The sequence below is a fragment of the Pseudomonas sp. 22082 genome, assembly GCF_052046055.1.
Lineage (GTDB): Bacteria > Pseudomonadota > Gammaproteobacteria > Pseudomonadales > Pseudomonadaceae > Aquipseudomonas > Aquipseudomonas pharyngis.
This window is the reverse complement of the sequence record NZ_JBQEQB010000002.1, coordinates 152,550-167,939: the sequence shown is the minus strand read 5'-3', so window position 1 is coordinate 167,939 and position 15,390 is coordinate 152,550. Positions and strand designations below refer to the sequence as shown.

Here is a 15,390-nt window from a genome sequence, read left to right as displayed (position 1 = left end):
TCAGGCAGGTGTTCGCCGGAGGGTCGGCCGATGTGCGGAAGACTGTCGCAATACCGGGGTATCCACGATTTCGTCGCGGTGCTGAGTATTCCCGATGCGCTGATCAATCACGTCGGCGACGCCCCGCTGGCGCATTACAACGCCGCGCCCACAACGTCACTGGCGATCCTTCATCAGCACCAACAACGGCTATACGCCGACAATCTGCGCTGGGGCTGGCGCCCGCACTGGGCCAGGGATCGCGCCGCACCGATCAACGCGCGGCTGGAAAAAGTCGCCCACGGGCCGTTCTTTCGAGCGATCTGGCGTCATCGACTGATCGTGCCGGTCGACAACTGGTTCGAGTGGGTCGATGCACCCGACAAGAGCCGACAACCGTGGCTGATTCGTCGGACCGATCACCAGCCGGTTTTCTGCGCCGCCATCGGCCAGTTTCCGATACCCGGCGAACCTTCACGGGAAGACGACGGCTTCGTCATCATTACCGCCAACAGCGAAGGCGGCTTGCTCGATGTGCATGACCGTCGCCCGATTGTGCTGCGCCCTGACCGGGTTCAGGAATGGCTCGATCCCGCCACGCCCACAGAGCGTGCCGAGCAGATGCTGTTGTTCGAAGCCGAATCCAGCGAAGCGTTCCAATGGCACAAAGTCGGCAAAGCGGTGGGCAACTCCCGCAATCAGGGCGCGGAATTGATTGATGCCGTACCGTAAATAAATGTCGACGCGGTGCGTTATCAAAAGCAGGAACTCACGAATCGAATCCTGCCTGTTACACGCGGTGTTTCAAACGCGAAACATTCAACCTAAACAGTCGTTTGATTGAACTAACCGCCTGTCTGACATTTCAACCGTCATACATACATTTACAAACACTACGGATAGCATGCGCGCCGCATTTCCTTTTGGCATACCAGTTGACCAAAGAGTCAGCAAAACCAGGAATCCCCCACAAACTTACAAGCCTTGCAGAGAATTAAGTTGCGCGACGATTTTGCAATCAAACAGGTCACAGGCCTGGAGTGTATTCATCTGTCCCCGACAGAACGCTTTCAACTCGACTGTTTTATCGGCCATTACATAAAGACTCGAAACCTGCGTGATGTACCCGATATCGACCGCATCCTGCGCGCCACCCTCGAAAGCTATCCCTGCCACCCGCCGGTGATGGTCAACGAGTTGAATGCCTGGATCGACAAGACCTTGGGTTATCGGGCCTCCCACCCCGATTTCACGCACTTGGACGATCTTTGATGAACGAAAAGCCCCGCAATCGCGGGGCTTTTCGTTGTGGCGTTCAGGGTTTCAGCGGGCGTTCCTGATCACGGTCGGACAACTCGCGGCTGTCGTCATGCTTCCAGGTCTGCTCCTTGTGTTTCTCCCGTTCGATTTCTTCTTCGCTCGGTTCGTCATCTTCTTCAGGACGTTTCTGCTCGGTTGCCATGTTCACCTCGCTCATGAAATTGATCCATTAAGCGTAGAACTTAAAGCCACCAGCGCAATGCAAAGAAAAACGCCATGCTCAATAGCATGCTGAGCAACGTGTTGCGCGTGTAGATCACCAGTGCGATTGCCACTAACGAACTCAGCAGATAAGGGTTATCCCACTGCAGATTCAGTTGTTTGTCCGGCATGAACACAATCGGCCCGCAAATCGCGGTCAACATGCCCGGCACGGCAAAACCGAGAAATTGCCGTGCGTTACTGCTTAATCGCACCGGCAAGCGCGGTTCGAGAAACACGTAACGGTTGAGGAACACCAGAATCCCCATGCCGAAAATCACAGCCCAGACCATCATGTGCGCTCCCGATACAACTTGTTGCAGATAAACCCGGCCGTCATGCCGGCCAGCCCCGACAGCACCAGCGCCGAACCCCATTGCCAATAACTGAACAACAACGAGCAGAACAGCGACACTGCCACGCAGACCACCGTCGGCACATTGCGCACCACCGGTGTGATCAGAGCGATGAAGGTGGCGGCAATCGAGAAGTCCAGCCCAAGGTGTTCAAGCCCCGGAATGCTGCTGCCGAGCACGATGCCGGCCAGGGTAAAGAGGTTCCAGGCGATGTAGAACGTCAGGCCGACGCCCAGGGCGTACCAGCGGTTGAACTGCTGACGATCGTGCTGACTGGTCAGGGCGAACAACTCGTCGGTGAGCAAAAAGCCCAGGCCGATGCGCCAACGTCCCGGCAACGGCGAAATCACCTGGCGCAAGCTCATGCCGTAAAGCAAGTGCTGCGAGGTCAGCAGCAGCGTGGTCAGCAGAATCGAGAAAATCCCGGCGCCGCCCTTGAGCATGCCGATCGCCACCAATTGCGCAGCGCCGGCAAACACGATGCTCGACAGGCCCTGCCCTTGCAGCGGCGTGAGGTTGGCTTCAATCGCCATTGAGCCGGCCAGCAGCCCCCAAGGGGCGGTCGCCAGGGATAACGGCATGATCGCCGCGGCGCCGCGAAGGAAGGCACTGCGCGGCATTAATGAGTCAGACATAACACGCTTCAACCGTGAGACAAGGCCCCGGACTCTGCCAGCAAACGCCCTTTCATGGCTTGAACAATCTTGCGCAGTTGGCGCAAATCCTTCCTTCCGTCAGTCGTTTACGGGCGTAACATGGCAACCATTCACACACGCGTCAGGGAGACGACATGCTGTATCGAATAGCCGCCGACGGGCTGGTGCTGTTTCATTTGCTGTTCATTCTGTTCGTGCTGTTCGGCGGACTGCTGGTGCTCAAGTGGCCGCGGCTGATGTGGCTGCATTTGCCGGCGGCGGCCTGGGGCGTGGCGGTCGAGGTGTTGCACCTGACCTGTCCGCTGACCTATTGGGAAAACCTGATGCGCCACGCCGCCGGGCAAACAGAGTATGCCGGCGGCTTCATCGAACATTACGTCTGGCCGATCATCTACCCGGCCGGGCTGACCACGCAGATTCAGCTGGTACTGGGCAGCGTGGTGCTGGCGGTCAACCTGCTGGTCTACGGGCGCCTGATTCGCCGCTGGAAACTCAGACGCGCCGCGCGCATTCCGTTTTAGCGCGCTTTCAAGGTTTCCAGCCAGGCCGGATCGAGGCGCGTCTGATCGGTGTCCAGACCGAGCGCCTCCATCCGCGCCTTGTGCGCTTCGACTTCCCGGTGCAATTGCGCGTGATCGCTGGCGTTGCCATCCAGTTCATGCATCTGAGTCAGGCCCAGGTGATAGAAACGCAGCACCTTCATCGCCACCGGATCACCCTTCTCCACCGCCGCCGTCACCTGATGCATCACATTGGTGACGCTCATCAGGCTGCGCTTGAGCCGCCAGCCGTACACTGCCGGAGCCATCCAGGTCTGGTTCCAGAAACGCCCGCGCAACAACGCCGCCGTCAGCAGAAATGCGCCAAACACCCCGCCAACATTGAACCGCAGATTATCCCCGCCCGGCTCGCCGAACAGCGCCACCGCCGCCGTCGAAAACGCCATCGCCAGCACCAGAAACAGCAACGCGATGATCAGCGTGCTGCGCCGGGTCTGCTGGCGATAACTGATGGCATCGATCGGTTGAATCTCGAACATCGCGACAGGCTTCCATGGCTTGAAATAAAAAGAGGCCGGCGCATTATCGCCTCTGAGGCGGATTTAGCTATGCTGGAGCGCCTTTTCATCTTTTCTACGTCCAACGGGGACATGGCGATACCACGCAGATCGTGCCATCTTCATTCATGGATACACACTATTCGGATGCCATTGGCCAGGCCGGCAATGACATCGTTTTAAGGATCACTGCATGACCCAACGACACGTAATCAATGCCTCGGTCAGCCCGAAAGGCAGCCTCGAAACCCTTTCCCAACGTGAAGTTCAGCAACTGAGCCAGGCCGGAACCGGCAGCACCTACACCCTCTTTCGCCAGTGCGCCCTGGCAATCCTCAATACCGGCGCCCATGTCGACAACGCAAAGACCATCCTTGAAGCCTACAAAGACTTCGAAATCCGCATCCACCAGCAGGATCGCGGCGTGCGCCTGGAATTGCTGAACGCTCCGGCCGACGCCTTCGTCGACGGCGAAATGATCGCCAGCACCCGGGAAATGCTGTTCAGCGCCCTGCGCGACATCGTCTACACCGAAAACGAACTCGACGCCCTGAGCATCGACCTCAGCACCTCCCAGGGCATCAGCGACTACGTCTTCCACCTGCTGCGCAACGCGCGCACCCTGCGCCCGGGCGTCGAGCCGAAAATCGTCGTGTGCTGGGGCGGCCACTCGATCAACACCGAAGAATACAAATACACCAAGAAAGTCGGCCACGAACTGGGCCTGCGCAGCCTCGACATCTGCACCGGCTGCGGTCCCGGCGTGATGAAGGGCCCGATGAAAGGCGCGACCATCGCCCACGCCAAACAGCGGATTCACGGTGGCCGTTACCTCGGTCTGACCGAGCCGGGCATCATCGCTGCCGAGGCGCCGAACCCGATCGTCAACGAACTGGTGATCCTGCCGGACATCGAAAAACGCCTGGAAGCCTTCGTCCGCGTCGGCCACGGCATCATCATCTTCCCGGGCGGCGCCGGCACTGCCGAAGAGTTCTTGTACCTGCTGGGCATCCTGATGCACCCGGACAACGCCGGGCTGCCGTTCCCGGTGATTTTGACCGGGCCGAAACACGCCGCGCCGTACCTGGAACAACTGGACGCCTTTGTCACCGCCACCCTCGGCGAGGCGGCGAAAAAGCACTACGAAATCATCATCGACGACCCGGCCGAAGTGGCGCGGCAGATGACCGCGGGCCTCAAAGCGGTGAAGCAGTTCCGCCGCGAACGCAACGATGCGTTCCACTTCAACTGGCTGCTGAAAATCGACGAAGGCTTCCAGCGCCCGTTCGACCCGACCCACGAAAACATGGCCAACCTCAAGCTGCACCGCGATCAGCCGCCTCATGAACTGGCGGCCAACCTGCGCCGCGCGTTCTCCGGGATTGTCGCCGGCAACGTCAAGGACAAGGGCATTCGTCTGATCGAGGAACACGGGCCGTATCAGATCCGTGGCGACGCCGCGATCATGCAGCCGCTCGATCTGCTGCTCAAAGCCTTCGTCGCCCAGCACCGGATGAAACTGCCGGGTGGCGCGGCGTATGTGCCGTGCTATCGCGTGGTGTCCTGACACCGCCTATGAATAAGCCTGAAGACCCATTCTTCAGGGCATCCCATAACACTGTGGGAGCCGGCTTGCCCGCGAAGGGGCCATCGAATTCAGCATCTTTGTTGACTGACGGACCGCCTTCGCGAGCAAGCTCGCTCCCACAAAAAGAGTGTGAACCATGGATCACATCAACCACATCCTGATCGTCGACGATGACCGCGAGATCCGCGAACTGGTCGGCAATTACCTGACAAAAAACGGCCTGCGCAGCACCGTGGTCGCCGATGGCCGGCAGATGCGCAGCTTTCTGGAAGCCAACACGGTCGACCTGATCGTGCTCGACATCATGCTCCCCGGCGATGACGGGCTGGTGCTGTGCCGCGAGTTGCGCGCCGGCAAGCACAAGGCGATCCCGATCCTGATGCTCACCGCCCGCGACGACCAGACAGACCGCATCCTCGGCCTGGAAATGGGCGCCGACGATTACCTGACCAAACCCTTCGCCGCCCGCGAGCTGCTGGCGCGGATCAACGCCGTGCTGCGCCGCACGCGAATGCTGCCGCCCAATCTGCTGATCACCGAAACCGGGCGGCTGCTCGCGTTCGGCCGCTGGCGCCTGGACACCACCGCCCGCCACCTGCTCGATGAAGACGACACCATGGTCGCCCTCAGCGGCGCCGAGTATCGTTTGCTGCGGGTGTTTCTCGATCATCCGCAACGGGTGCTCAGCCGCGACCAGTTGCTCAATCTGACTCAGGGCCGTGACGCCGACCTGTTCGACCGCTCCATCGATTTGCTGGTCAGCCGCCTGCGTCAGCGGCTGCTGGACGACTCCCGCGAGCCGACCTACATCAAGACCGTGCGCAACGAGGGTTATGTGTTCTCCTTCGCCGTGGAGATGCTCGCCGAATCCTGACGGATTTGTATCGCTCTGTATAAATTCGCCGCGCAGATACGTAACCGGTGTTTTTGGGCCGTAACACCACATATCAGCGATACACCCTCGCGTTTGAATGAACCCACCAGAAAGCACTGGTTCACTCATCATCAAACGCAAGGAGAAGCACCATGTTCAAGTCCTCGAAATCCCTGGTACTCGCACTCAGCCTGCTCGGCGGCCTGGCCATGGCCGACCTGGCGTCCGCCAGCTCCCAACCACTGGTTGCCGAATACGGTTCGGAAAACCTGCAGAAGGATCGCGTTGCCGAAGGTGGCGCGGATCGCTTGCAGGAACTGCGTGAACGCGTGGCTGAAGGCGGTGCTGACCGTTTGCAAGATTTGCGCGAACGCGTCGCTGAAGGTGGCGCCGACCGCTTGCAGGAACTGCGCGAGCGCTCGGCCCGCAGCGTACTGGTCGCCGAGAACCGTCCCGAGTTCGGTTCCAAGTATCAGCGCTACTGATCGGCTGTACCCGTCGTACTCGATTCCTGCCGGGGGTGTCACACCCCCGCAGCGATCACGACTTCCCGGTAACGAGGCACTGTCAGATGCCATGCAATATTGCCGTGCCATTGCACCTCGAGCGTCCGGGCACTGCGCAAGACTTGTTCGCGTAAAACATCGTCGCACTCAAGTCGATCCAGCTCGCGCGGCAAGCGCCGTTGCAGCTTGAAAAACTCACCGGCCCACACATCGATTCGACGGCGAACCTCGCTGGCAGCTTCACGCGGGGAACATTGTCGATGATGAATGAGATGAGTCAGCAGGTTGTACACGTCCTCCATGGGGTTTTTCATGATGGAGAAAGACAACAAGTCATTAACAGCCTTCAGCAGGTTCAAGCTCAGCCTGCGTAGCGCCTGCCAGATGTCGCTGTAATAAACACGAGATGGCAGGTGTACACGATCGGCGAAGTAATTGAATTCCACACACACCTGAAACCCGCCGGCATTGCGCCAGACACTTTCAAAATCCTGTTCGGCCGGCTGCGAACCTTCAAGCCGATGCATCGCTGCGCGCAAACAGGGATAGAGATAACTTTCATATTGCTCAAGCGTTCGTTGTCGCCACTGCGCGGGCATCTGCGCCCCCGCCTGCTGAATGATGTCCGCCAGACCGCCCGCCAGACCGGTGCAAAACGGTTGTCCATCGCGGCTTGCCATCTCATGCACGTCACGGATGCTCTGCTCCAGTAACTCAGGTGCCTGACTCAAATCCTCATCGGCCAGATCGTCTTGACAACTGAACCACCCGGTGAGGTGAGCAAACAACAGAAGGTCCTCACAGCCTGCATCGGGCCACATATAACCGGCGTAGAGCCCTGGCTGGTATATATCAAGTTGATGACGCGCATGCGGCCCATCCTCCAGCCCCAGTCGAATCAGCCATTGGCGAGTATGCAGTTCCGCTGCCTGAGCATGGGGGCTTAGCGCAAATGAAAGCCGTTGCAGCCGAGGTGGAAGAGCGAAGTCTTTTCGATGCTGTTTGATTAACGCGTCACGGTCACGAAGCTGCTTGTGCCACCCGCGTACGGTCGAGATGTCGTGCTGCCTGAAAATTAACTGCAGCCAGACGGTGAACTGTGCCGCATCTCGCCTGATTTCGCCAAAAACCGCATGCAGACTTGACCATCTCCAATCCATCGCTTCATCGGAATTCACCTTGGGATCCACTCGACTGAGCCCGACAAAGACGTGGTCATACTCGTTCTCGATCAAACCATTCGAAACCGGTGTCCGATAAACGAAGGCCTCGACCTCGATCAGCGCTGGGCAGTCCAGTCCCATTTCTTCGAACAATCGTCGTCTGGCTGCCGCAAGGATCGGTTCGCCGGCTCGAGGATGACCACAACACGTATTAGTCCATAATCCTTGAGAGTGATATTTGCCCAGCGCCCGTTTTTGCAGGAGCAGTCGGCCTTTCAAATCGAAAATGAAGATGGAGAAGGCGCGATGCAAAAGTCCGTCGCGGTGAACCTGCATTTTTTCGGCAGTTCCGGTTTCCCGATCGTATTCATCTACAAGAATCAGCTCTTCCATTCTCGTCACCGTCGCCCTTCAAGACTGGACGATACGTCGGACCAGGCTTCACTTTGCATGTGGGGTTAAAACTTCATTCTAAAACTAGACAAATTTGAGCAAGTGACAAGTTCGGCACTCAACCTCTCTTTAGACAACATCTGGATATATCTGAAAATTCTACAGTCGATAACCAATCGGTTTTTACTTGAGCATGAATCGCCACAAAAAATACGCTACGTTTCAACTGTCACTCCCGTATAACCCGCCCTTGCCAGAAGTACGCTGTTGGCAACCCGCCCAAAGAGTCTTCTGCAATGTTGCAATCAACCAGCTCAACCTACGCGCAAGCCAGAGAACTCTGGACGTTGGCCTTTAACTATCAAGAACAGCACGCCGGCATGAAAGTCAGGACAGCACTGACGCTCGCGCTTGCGGACATTTACCAATTAGCGCCGATGCATGCGCAAACGCTTTGCCAGATTGTCGAGCTCTTCAACACGGCGTCTCTGGTACACGATGACATCATTGACGAAGACCCTACACGTCGTGGTGCCCCGTCCGTCTGGGTGAAATTCGGTATCGCCAGCGCACTGGTATCCGGTATGCATGGCTACATTGAAGGCCTGCAAAAGTTGAACGCTTTGGGGGATCCGAATCTTATTCACGCAGCCCTGGGAAGTCTCGAGGCGTTGCACATCGGTCAGCACCTCGACACGCAGTTGAGTGCAGGCGACAGCCTGCCGACGCTGGATCAATATCGTTTTATTGCACAAGCCAATACCGGATGCTTTTTCATGTTTATCCTGGACTCATGCCAAAGCCTCAATCCGATGCCGGTAGCAGTTTATTTGGCATTGCAGGACTTGATGCTGGAACTTGCCGTCTATTACCGCTACATCAATGACTACTGCGATATAAATCACACGCCCCACTTCAAGAAAAAAGGCTTTGCCCCTGATTTGGAAGGAGGTCCGAAAACGTTTCTCATGATCCTGGCCAACAGTCCATTAATCAAAAGTAAAAGAACGGACTTGCAGAAGCGCAGAATCATTTCTGACTGGGGTGATGCCGGAGTTTTCACCCGAGCGATGAACATCATGGAAGACAGTTTCAAGACCATTGAGCTTCATTTTGAGCAAGCCCGGTGCCTAGCTGGGGAACGAAACTTCGGTTCTCTACACACGTTCCTGCGGAACGTGCACTTTGAGCAAGAACCACAGGATAACTACTATCAGTCATTAATCAGGTAGCCTGGGCCCCTCGCTACTACCGATAAGCCTTGTTCTCTGACACAAAAGCCCCGCTGTTTCCCCACGACAGCCGTCATGGCTCGTACTAAGCTGCGCGATTGTTTTGTTCAGGGACGATCCATGAAACGATTTGCCGCCTGTCTGCTGTCAATGCTGGCCCTGACGGCCACTGCGGCGGACCTGCAACTGCTCACCGACAACCACCCGCCCCTGCATTTCATGCAAGGCAATCAGCTCGCAGGATTCGGTGTGGACGTGGTGCAGGCCCTGGCGACCCAGACCGGCGATCGTATCCATCTGCAACAAGTCCCGCTGCTGCGCGCCCTGCGCATGGCCAGCGATACCCCCGACACCGGCGTATTCACCGTGCTGCGTACCGACGAACGCGACGATCGCTATCAATGGGTCGGGCCGCTGATCGAAGTCGAAACCGCGCTGTACGCCCGCGACAATCTCCAGCCTCCCGTGCACAGCCTGCGTGAAGCCGATCACCTGGGCCGGATCACCGTGCCGCGCAAATGGCTGGTCTACAGCTACCTGCAAGGGCAAGACCTGAACAACCTCTACGGCGTGGAAACCCCGGAGCAGATGATGCGGCTGTTCAGCCTGGGGCGTACCGATTTCGTGGTCTCCGATACCTGGTCCAAAGCCGCCCTCGCCCGCGAACAAGGCATGGAGCCGGGACGCTTGCAGTACCAGATCCCGTTGATGAAACAGAACACCTACATTGCCTTTTCGCCGCAAACCGATCCGAAACAGGTCGCACGCTGGCAGCAGGCGCTGGATACATTGCGGGCCGATGGCCGTCTGGAGCAGCTGCGCCAGCGCTGGCTGAGCAATACCCTACCGCGCTGATCGCGCATCAACACCTTCGATAACAACTATGCGCAAGGGTGTTTTCACATCAAAACCCTCCAGCACTACAGTGGGCCCCATCTTCTCCCCACTCTCTGGAGCAACATCATGAAAGACATCATCGCACTCGGCTTCATTGTTTCCCTGATCGGCGCCACTTCCGCCATCGCTGCCCCACACGCCAGCACTCCAGTTGTCGCGGCTGCGACCGTTGGCCAGTCCGGCACCCTGAACGTCGACACCGTCAGCAACGACGTCGAACACCAAGGCCTCAAACTCCAACAGAACGCCGAACAGACCAAACTGTACGTCGCGGAAAACCGCCCGGAATTCGGTTCCAAATATCAGCGCTACTGAGTGATCGGTTTGAGCTGCCAGAAACAGGAAACCCCGCCGAAGCGGGGTTTCTTGCATTCGGGCGTCAGCGCACCAGTCGCGCGGCCAGCGCCTTGGCCTGCAACGCCACGTCGGTGACAGCGGTGCTTTCCCACCACATGCCACGCAGCGGCGGGCCCATGGCGAACAGGCGGTTCGAGACCCGACCCTCTTCATCCATCACCGCACCGTCCACCGCCGCCGCGATGCCCAGCGCCAACGGCCCCGGGCGAACCAGACCGCGCGCCAGCAATTGCTGTGGCAAAGGTCGCGCGACCCGGCGCCAGTCGTATTCGATGCCGCTTGAGTTGATCAACGCCGCGCCCTGCACCACGCGGGTTTCAGCCTCACCGCGAGGGCGAATGCGGATACCCACGCCGTCGCCCGATACCGGCTCAAGCCCCTTGTAAGACGCCGCATGAATGCGCAATCGCCCTTCCCGATGCAGTCGCTCGACCAGTTCCGCGCTCAGCGGCGGTGAACGATGGTGATGACTTTCCCACCACGGTCGCACATGGCGCACGAACTGCCGGCGCTGCGCATCGCTGGCCTGGCTCCACAAATGACCGATGTGCGCCCGCACGGTGTCGAGCGGCGCCTGCCAGTCGATGCCTTGGGCGATGGCGTCGCGGCAATGCCGGCGCAATCCGCGCAGTAACTGGCGCGGCGTGCGGATGCTGTGATCTTCGGCGAGGAAGTCCACCCACGCAGGCGGCTGCCGACGCACATGGGGCAACAGCCCGTGCCGGGAAAACACCTCGATCGGCCCGCGATGCCCGGCCTGCTCCAGCGACACCACGGCATCGACCATGGTCAGGCCGGAGCCGATGATCAGCACCGTGGATTGTGGATCGAGCTGGCGCATGGCCGCGACATCCCACGGATCGAGCGCCGCCGCGTTGAGGCCGCTGGAGTCTTTTTGCGGTGTGCGGGCAGCCGGGAACATGCCGGTCGCCAGCACCGCATAAGCGCCCCGCAGTTGCTGGCCGTCACTCAAAGTGAGCTGTACGGAATCGTTGGAAGCCTGCACATCGACCACTTCGGCCCGTACATGCTCGACCGTCGACCCGTGTTGTGCGCCCACCTGCTGCGCTTCGGCCAGACGCTGCTGCACATACACGCCGAACAAACCCCGAGGTGGAAACAGTTCGCTGACCGGTACATGTTGCTGATCCGACTCCGGCCAGCCACCGCCAGCGATGTGATCGGTCAGCCATTGAGTCAGGTCATCGGCATTGTCCGGATCGACGCTCATCCGCGCCGCATTGCCGTTGAGCGTGTGGCCCAGTTCCACCGCGCTGTACGCTTCGCCCCGGCCCAGTTCGGCCCGGGGCTCGATCACCAGAATCGTTCTGCACCCCGGCAAACGCAGCAATTGCACAGCCAGCATCGTACCGCTGAGGCCGCCGCCGACAATCAGGATGTCGGCGTGACGGGTGGCGGTTGTATCGATTTGAGTCATGCCGTTCTCGCAGCTGAGGATATGCTCGGGCCAGTGTCATTCAGACGCCGCGAAGACGTCTAGACAGACGCGACCTTTTTCTCCTGCCGATGCAGCTCGCCGAGGTTTCGATAGCCGCTGCCCGGATGGATCTCCGGCAGTCTCGGCCCTTCGCCAAACAGCTTCTCGCGCAAGGTCCCCGGCGCGTACTCGGTCTTGTAGACACCGCGCTTCTGCAACTCCGGCACCAGCAATTCCACGGCGTCGATGAACGTTTCGTGGGTCAGCGCGTAGGCCAGGTTGAAGCCGTCGACGTCGGTTTCATCGACCCATTCCTGCAACAGGTCCGCCACCGTTTCCGGGCTGCCGACAAACAGCGGACCGAAGCCGCCGATGCCGACCCAATCGGCCAGTTCGCTGGGCGTCCAGACCTTGTTCGGATCCGCCGTGGAAAACGCTTCGACCGCCGATTGAATCGCGTTGGTGTGCACGTGTTTGAGCGGTTCGTCCGGTTTGAAGCGGCTGAAGTCGATGCCGGTCCAGCCGGAAATCAGCGCCATCGCGCCCTCGTAGCTGACCCAGGATTTGTATTCTTCGAACTTGGCTTTGGCCTTGGCGTCGGTCTCGCCGAGGATCACGGTTTGCAGGTTGAAGATCAGGATCTTCGACGGATCGCGCCCGGCCTCGGCGGCGCGGCGGCGGATGTCGGCCACCGTTTTCTTCAGCAGCACTTTCGACGGTGCCGCGACAAAAACGCATTCGGCATGCTCGGCGGCAAACTGCTTGCCCCGGCTGGAAGCGCCGGCCTGATAGAGAACTGGCGTGCGTTGCGGCGACGGTTCGCAGAGGTGAATGCCCGGCACCTGGAAGTGTTTCCCGTGGTGGCGGATCTCGTGGATCTTGCTCGGGTCACTGAAAATCCGCCGCTCGCGATCCCGCAGGATAGCGCCCTCTTCCCAACTGCCTTCCCACAGTTTGTAGCAGACCTCCAGGTATTCCTCGGCGAAGTCGTAGCGCGCGTCGTGTTCGGTCTGGGCTTGCTGGCCGATGTTCTTCGCGCCGCTCTCCAGATAAGAGGTGACGATGTTCCAGCCGGCACGGCCCTTGGTCAGGTGATCGAGGGTCGACAGGCGTCGAGCGAATGGATATGGATGTTCGAAGGATAACGAGGCGGTCAGGCCAAACCCCAGGTGCTCGGTGACCAGGGCCATTGGCGGGATCAGTTGCAACGGATCGTTGACCGGCACCTGCGCCGCCTGCCGGATCGCCGCTTCGCCATTGCCGTTGTAGACGTCGTAGATGCCCAGCACGTCGGCGATGAACAAACCATCGAACTTGCCGCGCTCGAGGATTTTCGCCAGATCGGTCCAGTACTCCAGATCCTTGTACTGCCAGGAGCGATCCCGAGGGTGAGCCCATAGGCCCGGCGACTGATGGCCGACGCAGTTCATGTCGAAGGCGTTGAGGCGGATTTCGCGGGGCATCAGATGGCACTCCCGATGTTCAGGAGGCGTTTAACGATTTGGTTTGAAGCGGTCATGCAAGGCGACTCCGTGGTTTCCGGATGAGGATCCACAACCCTTAGCAGGAGTCATGCCTGAATATATTTTCTATATTTATCAATGCATTGGGATAACAACCTAAAGTAGTCTGCAAACGGTAGGGAGCAAACTGTTTATTGGCTGTCGGCGCAGCAACAGTCAGATCACCACATTGCGCACGAAGCGCGCGGCCACTTCCCCGTCATTGCGGTAGGTGTGCGGCTGATTGCTGGCGAACATGAAAAACTCGCCGGCCGCGATTTGCTGGGGTTGATCGTCGAGCATCAGCGTCAGGCAGCCTTCGAACACAAAGATCTGTTCGCTCCAGCCGTCAGCGTCCGGTTGCGAGGGATAGACCTCGCCCGGTTGCAGGCACCATTCCCACTGTTCCACCGCGCGGGTGGCGTTGGCCTTGGACAGTAGAACGGCTTTGCTGCCGGGGATGCTGCCGGCCCAGGCGAGTTCGTTGATGCGGCCCGGATCGCGATTGTCCGGGGCCTGGATAAGATCGCTGAAGGCCACTTCGAGGGCTTCGGCGACGCGGTCGAGGGTGGTCAGGCTGACATTCTTCTCGCCCGCCTCGATGGCCACCAGCATTCGCCGGCTGACCCCGGACTTTTCCGCGAGGGCCGTCTGGCTCATGTCGGCGGCGTGGCGCAGGCGCCGGACGTTCTGGCTGACGTGTTGCAGGACCGAAGCCCGCTGAACGGAATCTCTGTGCACTATATTGCTCACTGGCTGGGGCTGGGCAGTATACTGCGCAACATTTGGCGCATTGTGCGTCTCCTCCTTAAAAGTGCGCAAGGTCATGACGTCAGCCAACTCCCCTCAAACTCCCCTGCGGTTTTCCCGGTTCAGCAAAGCCGAGTGCGTGCTGGTGTTGATCACCATGCTTTGGGGCGGCACCTTTCTGCTGGTGCAGCACGCGATGACCGTCAGCGGCCCGATGTTTTTCGTCGGCCTGCGCTTTGCCGCCGCAGCTGGCATTGTTGCGCTGTTCTCCTGGAAACACCTGCGGGAACTGACCCTGTTCGAATTCAAGGCTGGCGCCTTTATCGGCGTGGCGATCCTGCTCGGTTATGGCTTGCAGACCGTTGGGTTGCAGAGTATCCCAAGCAGTCAGTCGGCGTTCATCACCGCGCTGTACGTGCCGTTCGTGCCGCTGTTGCAATGGCTGGTGCTGGGCCGGCGCCCGGGTTTGATGCCGAGCATCGGCATCATGCTGGCGTTTACCGGGCTGATGCTGCTTTCCGGGCCATCCGGGGCTTCGCTGAATTTCAGCCCCGGTGAAATCGCCACGCTGATCAGCGCCATTGCGATAGCGGCCGAAATCATCCTGATCAGTAACTATGCCGGCCAGGTCGATGTGCGCCGGGTAACCGTTGTGCAGTTGGCAACGACCTCAGTGCTGTCGTTCTTGATGGTGGTGCCGACCGGCGAGGCGATTCCGGATTTCTCGTGGCTGTTGCTGAGCACCGCTTTGGGCCTGGGCGCGATGAGTGCGGCGATTCAGGTGGCGATGAACTGGGCGCAGAAAAGTGTTTCGCCGACCCGTGCGACCTTGATTTACGCCGGTGAGCCGGTGTGGGCCGGAATCGTCGGGCGCATCGCGGGAGAGCGTCTGCCAGCGATTGCATTGGTGGGTGCAGGCTTGATCGTGGCGGCGGTGATCGTCAGTGAATTGAAGACCAAAGGCAAAGAGACACAAACAGTCACGGAAGAATTGGAACACGAGACCGAAGGCTAAACGGGGGTTTTACGGCTACTTTGTAGGATTCAGAGACATCCTCGCGTTTGGCGATCCGGGAGCTGGCACGTATGATGCTTCACAAACTTCCGCAGATTAGAAGCCT

The 15,390-nt window shown here is 59.2% G+C and carries 18 protein-coding genes; 10 read left to right on the top strand and 8 right to left on the bottom strand.

Annotation, left to right across the window (positions count from 1 at the left end; translation table 11 throughout):
- Window positions 1–30: 30 nt before the first annotated feature.
- Both ACTJK9_RS03330 and ACTJK9_RS03325 read left to right on the top strand, forming a co-directional pair.
- On the top strand, window positions 31–711 hold the full coding sequence (locus ACTJK9_RS03330; protein ID WP_440812104.1) for an SOS response-associated peptidase: 681 nt from the start codon (window positions 31–33) through the stop codon (window positions 709–711).
- Window positions 712–978: 267 nt separating this feature from the next.
- Window positions 979–1,251 (top strand): hypothetical protein, encoded by a 273-nt coding sequence (locus ACTJK9_RS03325; RefSeq protein WP_039767674.1) that lies wholly within the window; start codon window positions 979–981, stop codon window positions 1,249–1,251.
- A 43-nt stretch (window positions 1,252–1,294) separates the two neighbouring features.
- Here the strand turns inward: ACTJK9_RS03325 and ACTJK9_RS03320 are convergent, their stop codons facing one another.
- Genes ACTJK9_RS03320 through ACTJK9_RS03310 form a run of 3 tightly spaced genes read right to left on the bottom strand, consistent with a single transcriptional unit; the run spans window position 1,295 to window position 2,491 of the window.
- Window positions 1,295–1,456 carry a hypothetical protein gene (locus ACTJK9_RS03320; RefSeq protein ID WP_158248853.1) on the bottom strand — a complete coding sequence of 54 codons (162 nt, stop codon included), beginning with the start codon at window positions 1,454–1,456 and terminating at the stop codon, window positions 1,295–1,297.
- A gap of 25 nt (window positions 1,457–1,481) precedes the next feature.
- On the bottom strand, window positions 1,482–1,793 hold the full coding sequence (locus tag ACTJK9_RS03315; protein WP_440812409.1) for an AzlD domain-containing protein: 312 nt from the start codon (window positions 1,791–1,793) through the stop codon (window positions 1,482–1,484).
- On the bottom strand, window positions 1,793–2,491 hold the full coding sequence (locus ACTJK9_RS03310) for an AzlC family ABC transporter permease (RefSeq protein WP_440812102.1): 699 nt from the start codon (window positions 2,489–2,491) through the stop codon (window positions 1,793–1,795). Before ACTJK9_RS03310 ends, ACTJK9_RS03315 begins: the two co-directional genes overlap by 1 nt.
- Window positions 2,492–2,646: 155 nt before the next feature.
- On the opposite strand from ACTJK9_RS03310, the gene ACTJK9_RS03305 reads away from it, so the two are divergent.
- Entirely contained in the window at window positions 2,647–3,033 is a 387-nt protein-coding gene (locus ACTJK9_RS03305; protein ID WP_085610596.1) for a DUF2784 domain-containing protein, read from the top strand.
- On the opposite strand, the gene ACTJK9_RS03300 is transcribed toward ACTJK9_RS03305, so the two are convergent.
- Window positions 3,030–3,551: a DUF3087 domain-containing protein gene (locus tag ACTJK9_RS03300; RefSeq protein ID WP_085610597.1), complete on the bottom strand. Its 522-nt coding sequence runs from the start codon at window positions 3,549–3,551 to the stop codon at window positions 3,030–3,032. The two genes, ACTJK9_RS03305 and ACTJK9_RS03300, sit on opposite strands and share 4 nt — an antisense overlap.
- A gap of 211 nt (window positions 3,552–3,762) precedes the next feature.
- Here ACTJK9_RS03300 and ppnN point away from each other — a divergent pair, with 211 nt between their 5' ends.
- From ppnN to ACTJK9_RS03285, 3 genes are all read left to right on the top strand, one after another.
- Window positions 3,763–5,136, top strand: coding sequence for a nucleotide 5'-monophosphate nucleosidase PpnN (ppnN, locus tag ACTJK9_RS03295; RefSeq protein WP_085610598.1), 1,374 nt, complete (start codon window positions 3,763–3,765; stop codon window positions 5,134–5,136).
- A gap of 157 nt (window positions 5,137–5,293) precedes the next feature.
- Window positions 5,294–6,031 (top strand): response regulator, encoded by a 738-nt coding sequence (locus tag ACTJK9_RS03290; protein WP_039766999.1) that lies wholly within the window; start codon window positions 5,294–5,296, stop codon window positions 6,029–6,031.
- Window positions 6,032–6,183: 152 nt separating this feature from the next.
- Complete coding sequence (locus tag ACTJK9_RS03285) at window positions 6,184–6,516, top strand: hypothetical protein (protein ID WP_085610599.1); 333 nt, start codon at window positions 6,184–6,186, stop codon at window positions 6,514–6,516.
- Between the two features lie 38 nt (window positions 6,517–6,554).
- Here ACTJK9_RS03285 and idi read toward each other — a convergent pair whose 3' ends face one another.
- Window positions 6,555–8,093, bottom strand: coding sequence for an isopentenyl-diphosphate Delta-isomerase (gene idi / locus ACTJK9_RS03280; protein WP_237233727.1), 1,539 nt, complete (start codon window positions 8,091–8,093; stop codon window positions 6,555–6,557).
- Window positions 8,094–8,389: 296 nt separating this feature from the next.
- On the opposite strand from idi, the gene ACTJK9_RS03275 reads away from it, so the two are divergent.
- The 3 genes from ACTJK9_RS03275 (at window position 8,390) to ACTJK9_RS03265 (ending at window position 10,537) form a co-directional block, all read left to right on the top strand.
- Window positions 8,390–9,325 carry a polyprenyl synthetase family protein gene (locus tag ACTJK9_RS03275; protein WP_085610600.1) on the top strand — a complete coding sequence of 312 codons (936 nt, stop codon included), beginning with the start codon at window positions 8,390–8,392 and terminating at the stop codon, window positions 9,323–9,325.
- Between the two features lie 120 nt (window positions 9,326–9,445).
- Window positions 9,446–10,180 carry a substrate-binding periplasmic protein gene (locus ACTJK9_RS03270; protein WP_179694590.1) on the top strand — a complete coding sequence of 245 codons (735 nt, stop codon included), beginning with the start codon at window positions 9,446–9,448 and terminating at the stop codon, window positions 10,178–10,180.
- A gap of 108 nt (window positions 10,181–10,288) precedes the next feature.
- Window positions 10,289–10,537, top strand: a complete 249-nt coding sequence (locus tag ACTJK9_RS03265) for a hypothetical protein (protein WP_440812096.1) — start codon at window positions 10,289–10,291, stop codon at window positions 10,535–10,537.
- Between the two features lie 64 nt (window positions 10,538–10,601).
- Here the strand turns inward: ACTJK9_RS03265 and ACTJK9_RS03260 are convergent, their stop codons facing one another.
- From ACTJK9_RS03260 to ACTJK9_RS03250, 3 genes are all read right to left on the bottom strand, one after another.
- A complete protein-coding gene (locus ACTJK9_RS03260; protein ID WP_440812093.1) occupies window positions 10,602–12,017 on the bottom strand; it encodes an FAD/NAD(P)-binding protein in 1,416 nt (471 codons plus the stop codon).
- A 59-nt stretch (window positions 12,018–12,076) separates the two neighbouring features.
- Window positions 12,077–13,480 carry an LLM class flavin-dependent oxidoreductase gene (locus ACTJK9_RS03255; protein WP_440812090.1) on the bottom strand — a complete coding sequence of 468 codons (1,404 nt, stop codon included), beginning with the start codon at window positions 13,478–13,480 and terminating at the stop codon, window positions 12,077–12,079.
- Window positions 13,481–13,696: 216 nt separating this feature from the next.
- Entirely contained in the window at window positions 13,697–14,260 is a 564-nt protein-coding gene (locus ACTJK9_RS03250) for a helix-turn-helix domain-containing protein (RefSeq protein WP_440812087.1), read from the bottom strand.
- A gap of 85 nt (window positions 14,261–14,345) precedes the next feature.
- Here ACTJK9_RS03250 and ACTJK9_RS03245 point away from each other — a divergent pair, with 85 nt between their 5' ends.
- Window positions 14,346–15,284, top strand: a complete 939-nt coding sequence (locus tag ACTJK9_RS03245) for a DMT family transporter (protein WP_440812084.1) — start codon at window positions 14,346–14,348, stop codon at window positions 15,282–15,284.
- The last annotated feature ends 106 nt before the right edge of the window (window positions 15,285–15,390 follow it).

Bases quoted from the DNA above. Each gene is read 5' to 3' on its own strand.
- ACTJK9_RS03285 (WP_085610599.1), top strand. From the start codon at position 6,184: ATGTTCAAGTCCTCGAAATCCCTGGTACTCGCACTCAGCCTGCTCGGC.
- idi (WP_237233727.1), bottom strand. From the start codon at position 8,093: ATGGAAGAGCTGATTCTTGTAGATGAATACGATCGGGAAACCGGAACT.
- ACTJK9_RS03305 (WP_085610596.1), top strand. From the start codon at position 2,647: ATGCTGTATCGAATAGCCGCCGACGGGCTGGTGCTGTTTCATTTGCTG.
- ACTJK9_RS03315 (WP_440812409.1), bottom strand. From the start codon at position 1,793: ATGGTCTGGGCTGTGATTTTCGGCATGGGGATTCTGGTGTTCCTCAAC.
- ppnN (WP_085610598.1), top strand. From the start codon at position 3,763: ATGACCCAACGACACGTAATCAATGCCTCGGTCAGCCCGAAAGGCAGC.
- ACTJK9_RS03270 (WP_179694590.1), top strand. From the start codon at position 9,446: ATGAAACGATTTGCCGCCTGTCTGCTGTCAATGCTGGCCCTGACGGCC.
- ACTJK9_RS03320 (WP_158248853.1), bottom strand. From the start codon at position 1,456: ATGAGCGAGGTGAACATGGCAACCGAGCAGAAACGTCCTGAAGAAGAT.
- ACTJK9_RS03300 (WP_085610597.1), bottom strand. From the start codon at position 3,551: ATGTTCGAGATTCAACCGATCGATGCCATCAGTTATCGCCAGCAGACC.
- ACTJK9_RS03310 (WP_440812102.1), bottom strand. From the start codon at position 2,491: ATGTCTGACTCATTAATGCCGCGCAGTGCCTTCCTTCGCGGCGCCGCG.
- ACTJK9_RS03290 (WP_039766999.1), top strand. From the start codon at position 5,294: ATGGATCACATCAACCACATCCTGATCGTCGACGATGACCGCGAGATC.
- ACTJK9_RS03245 (WP_440812084.1), top strand. From the start codon at position 14,346: ATGACGTCAGCCAACTCCCCTCAAACTCCCCTGCGGTTTTCCCGGTTC.
- ACTJK9_RS03265 (WP_440812096.1), top strand. From the start codon at position 10,289: ATGAAAGACATCATCGCACTCGGCTTCATTGTTTCCCTGATCGGCGCC.
- ACTJK9_RS03275 (WP_085610600.1), top strand. From the start codon at position 8,390: ATGTTGCAATCAACCAGCTCAACCTACGCGCAAGCCAGAGAACTCTGG.
- ACTJK9_RS03330 (WP_440812104.1), top strand. From the start codon at position 31: ATGTGCGGAAGACTGTCGCAATACCGGGGTATCCACGATTTCGTCGCG.
- ACTJK9_RS03260 (WP_440812093.1), bottom strand. From the start codon at position 12,017: ATGACTCAAATCGATACAACCGCCACCCGTCACGCCGACATCCTGATT.
- ACTJK9_RS03255 (WP_440812090.1), bottom strand. From the start codon at position 13,480: ATGCCCCGCGAAATCCGCCTCAACGCCTTCGACATGAACTGCGTCGGC.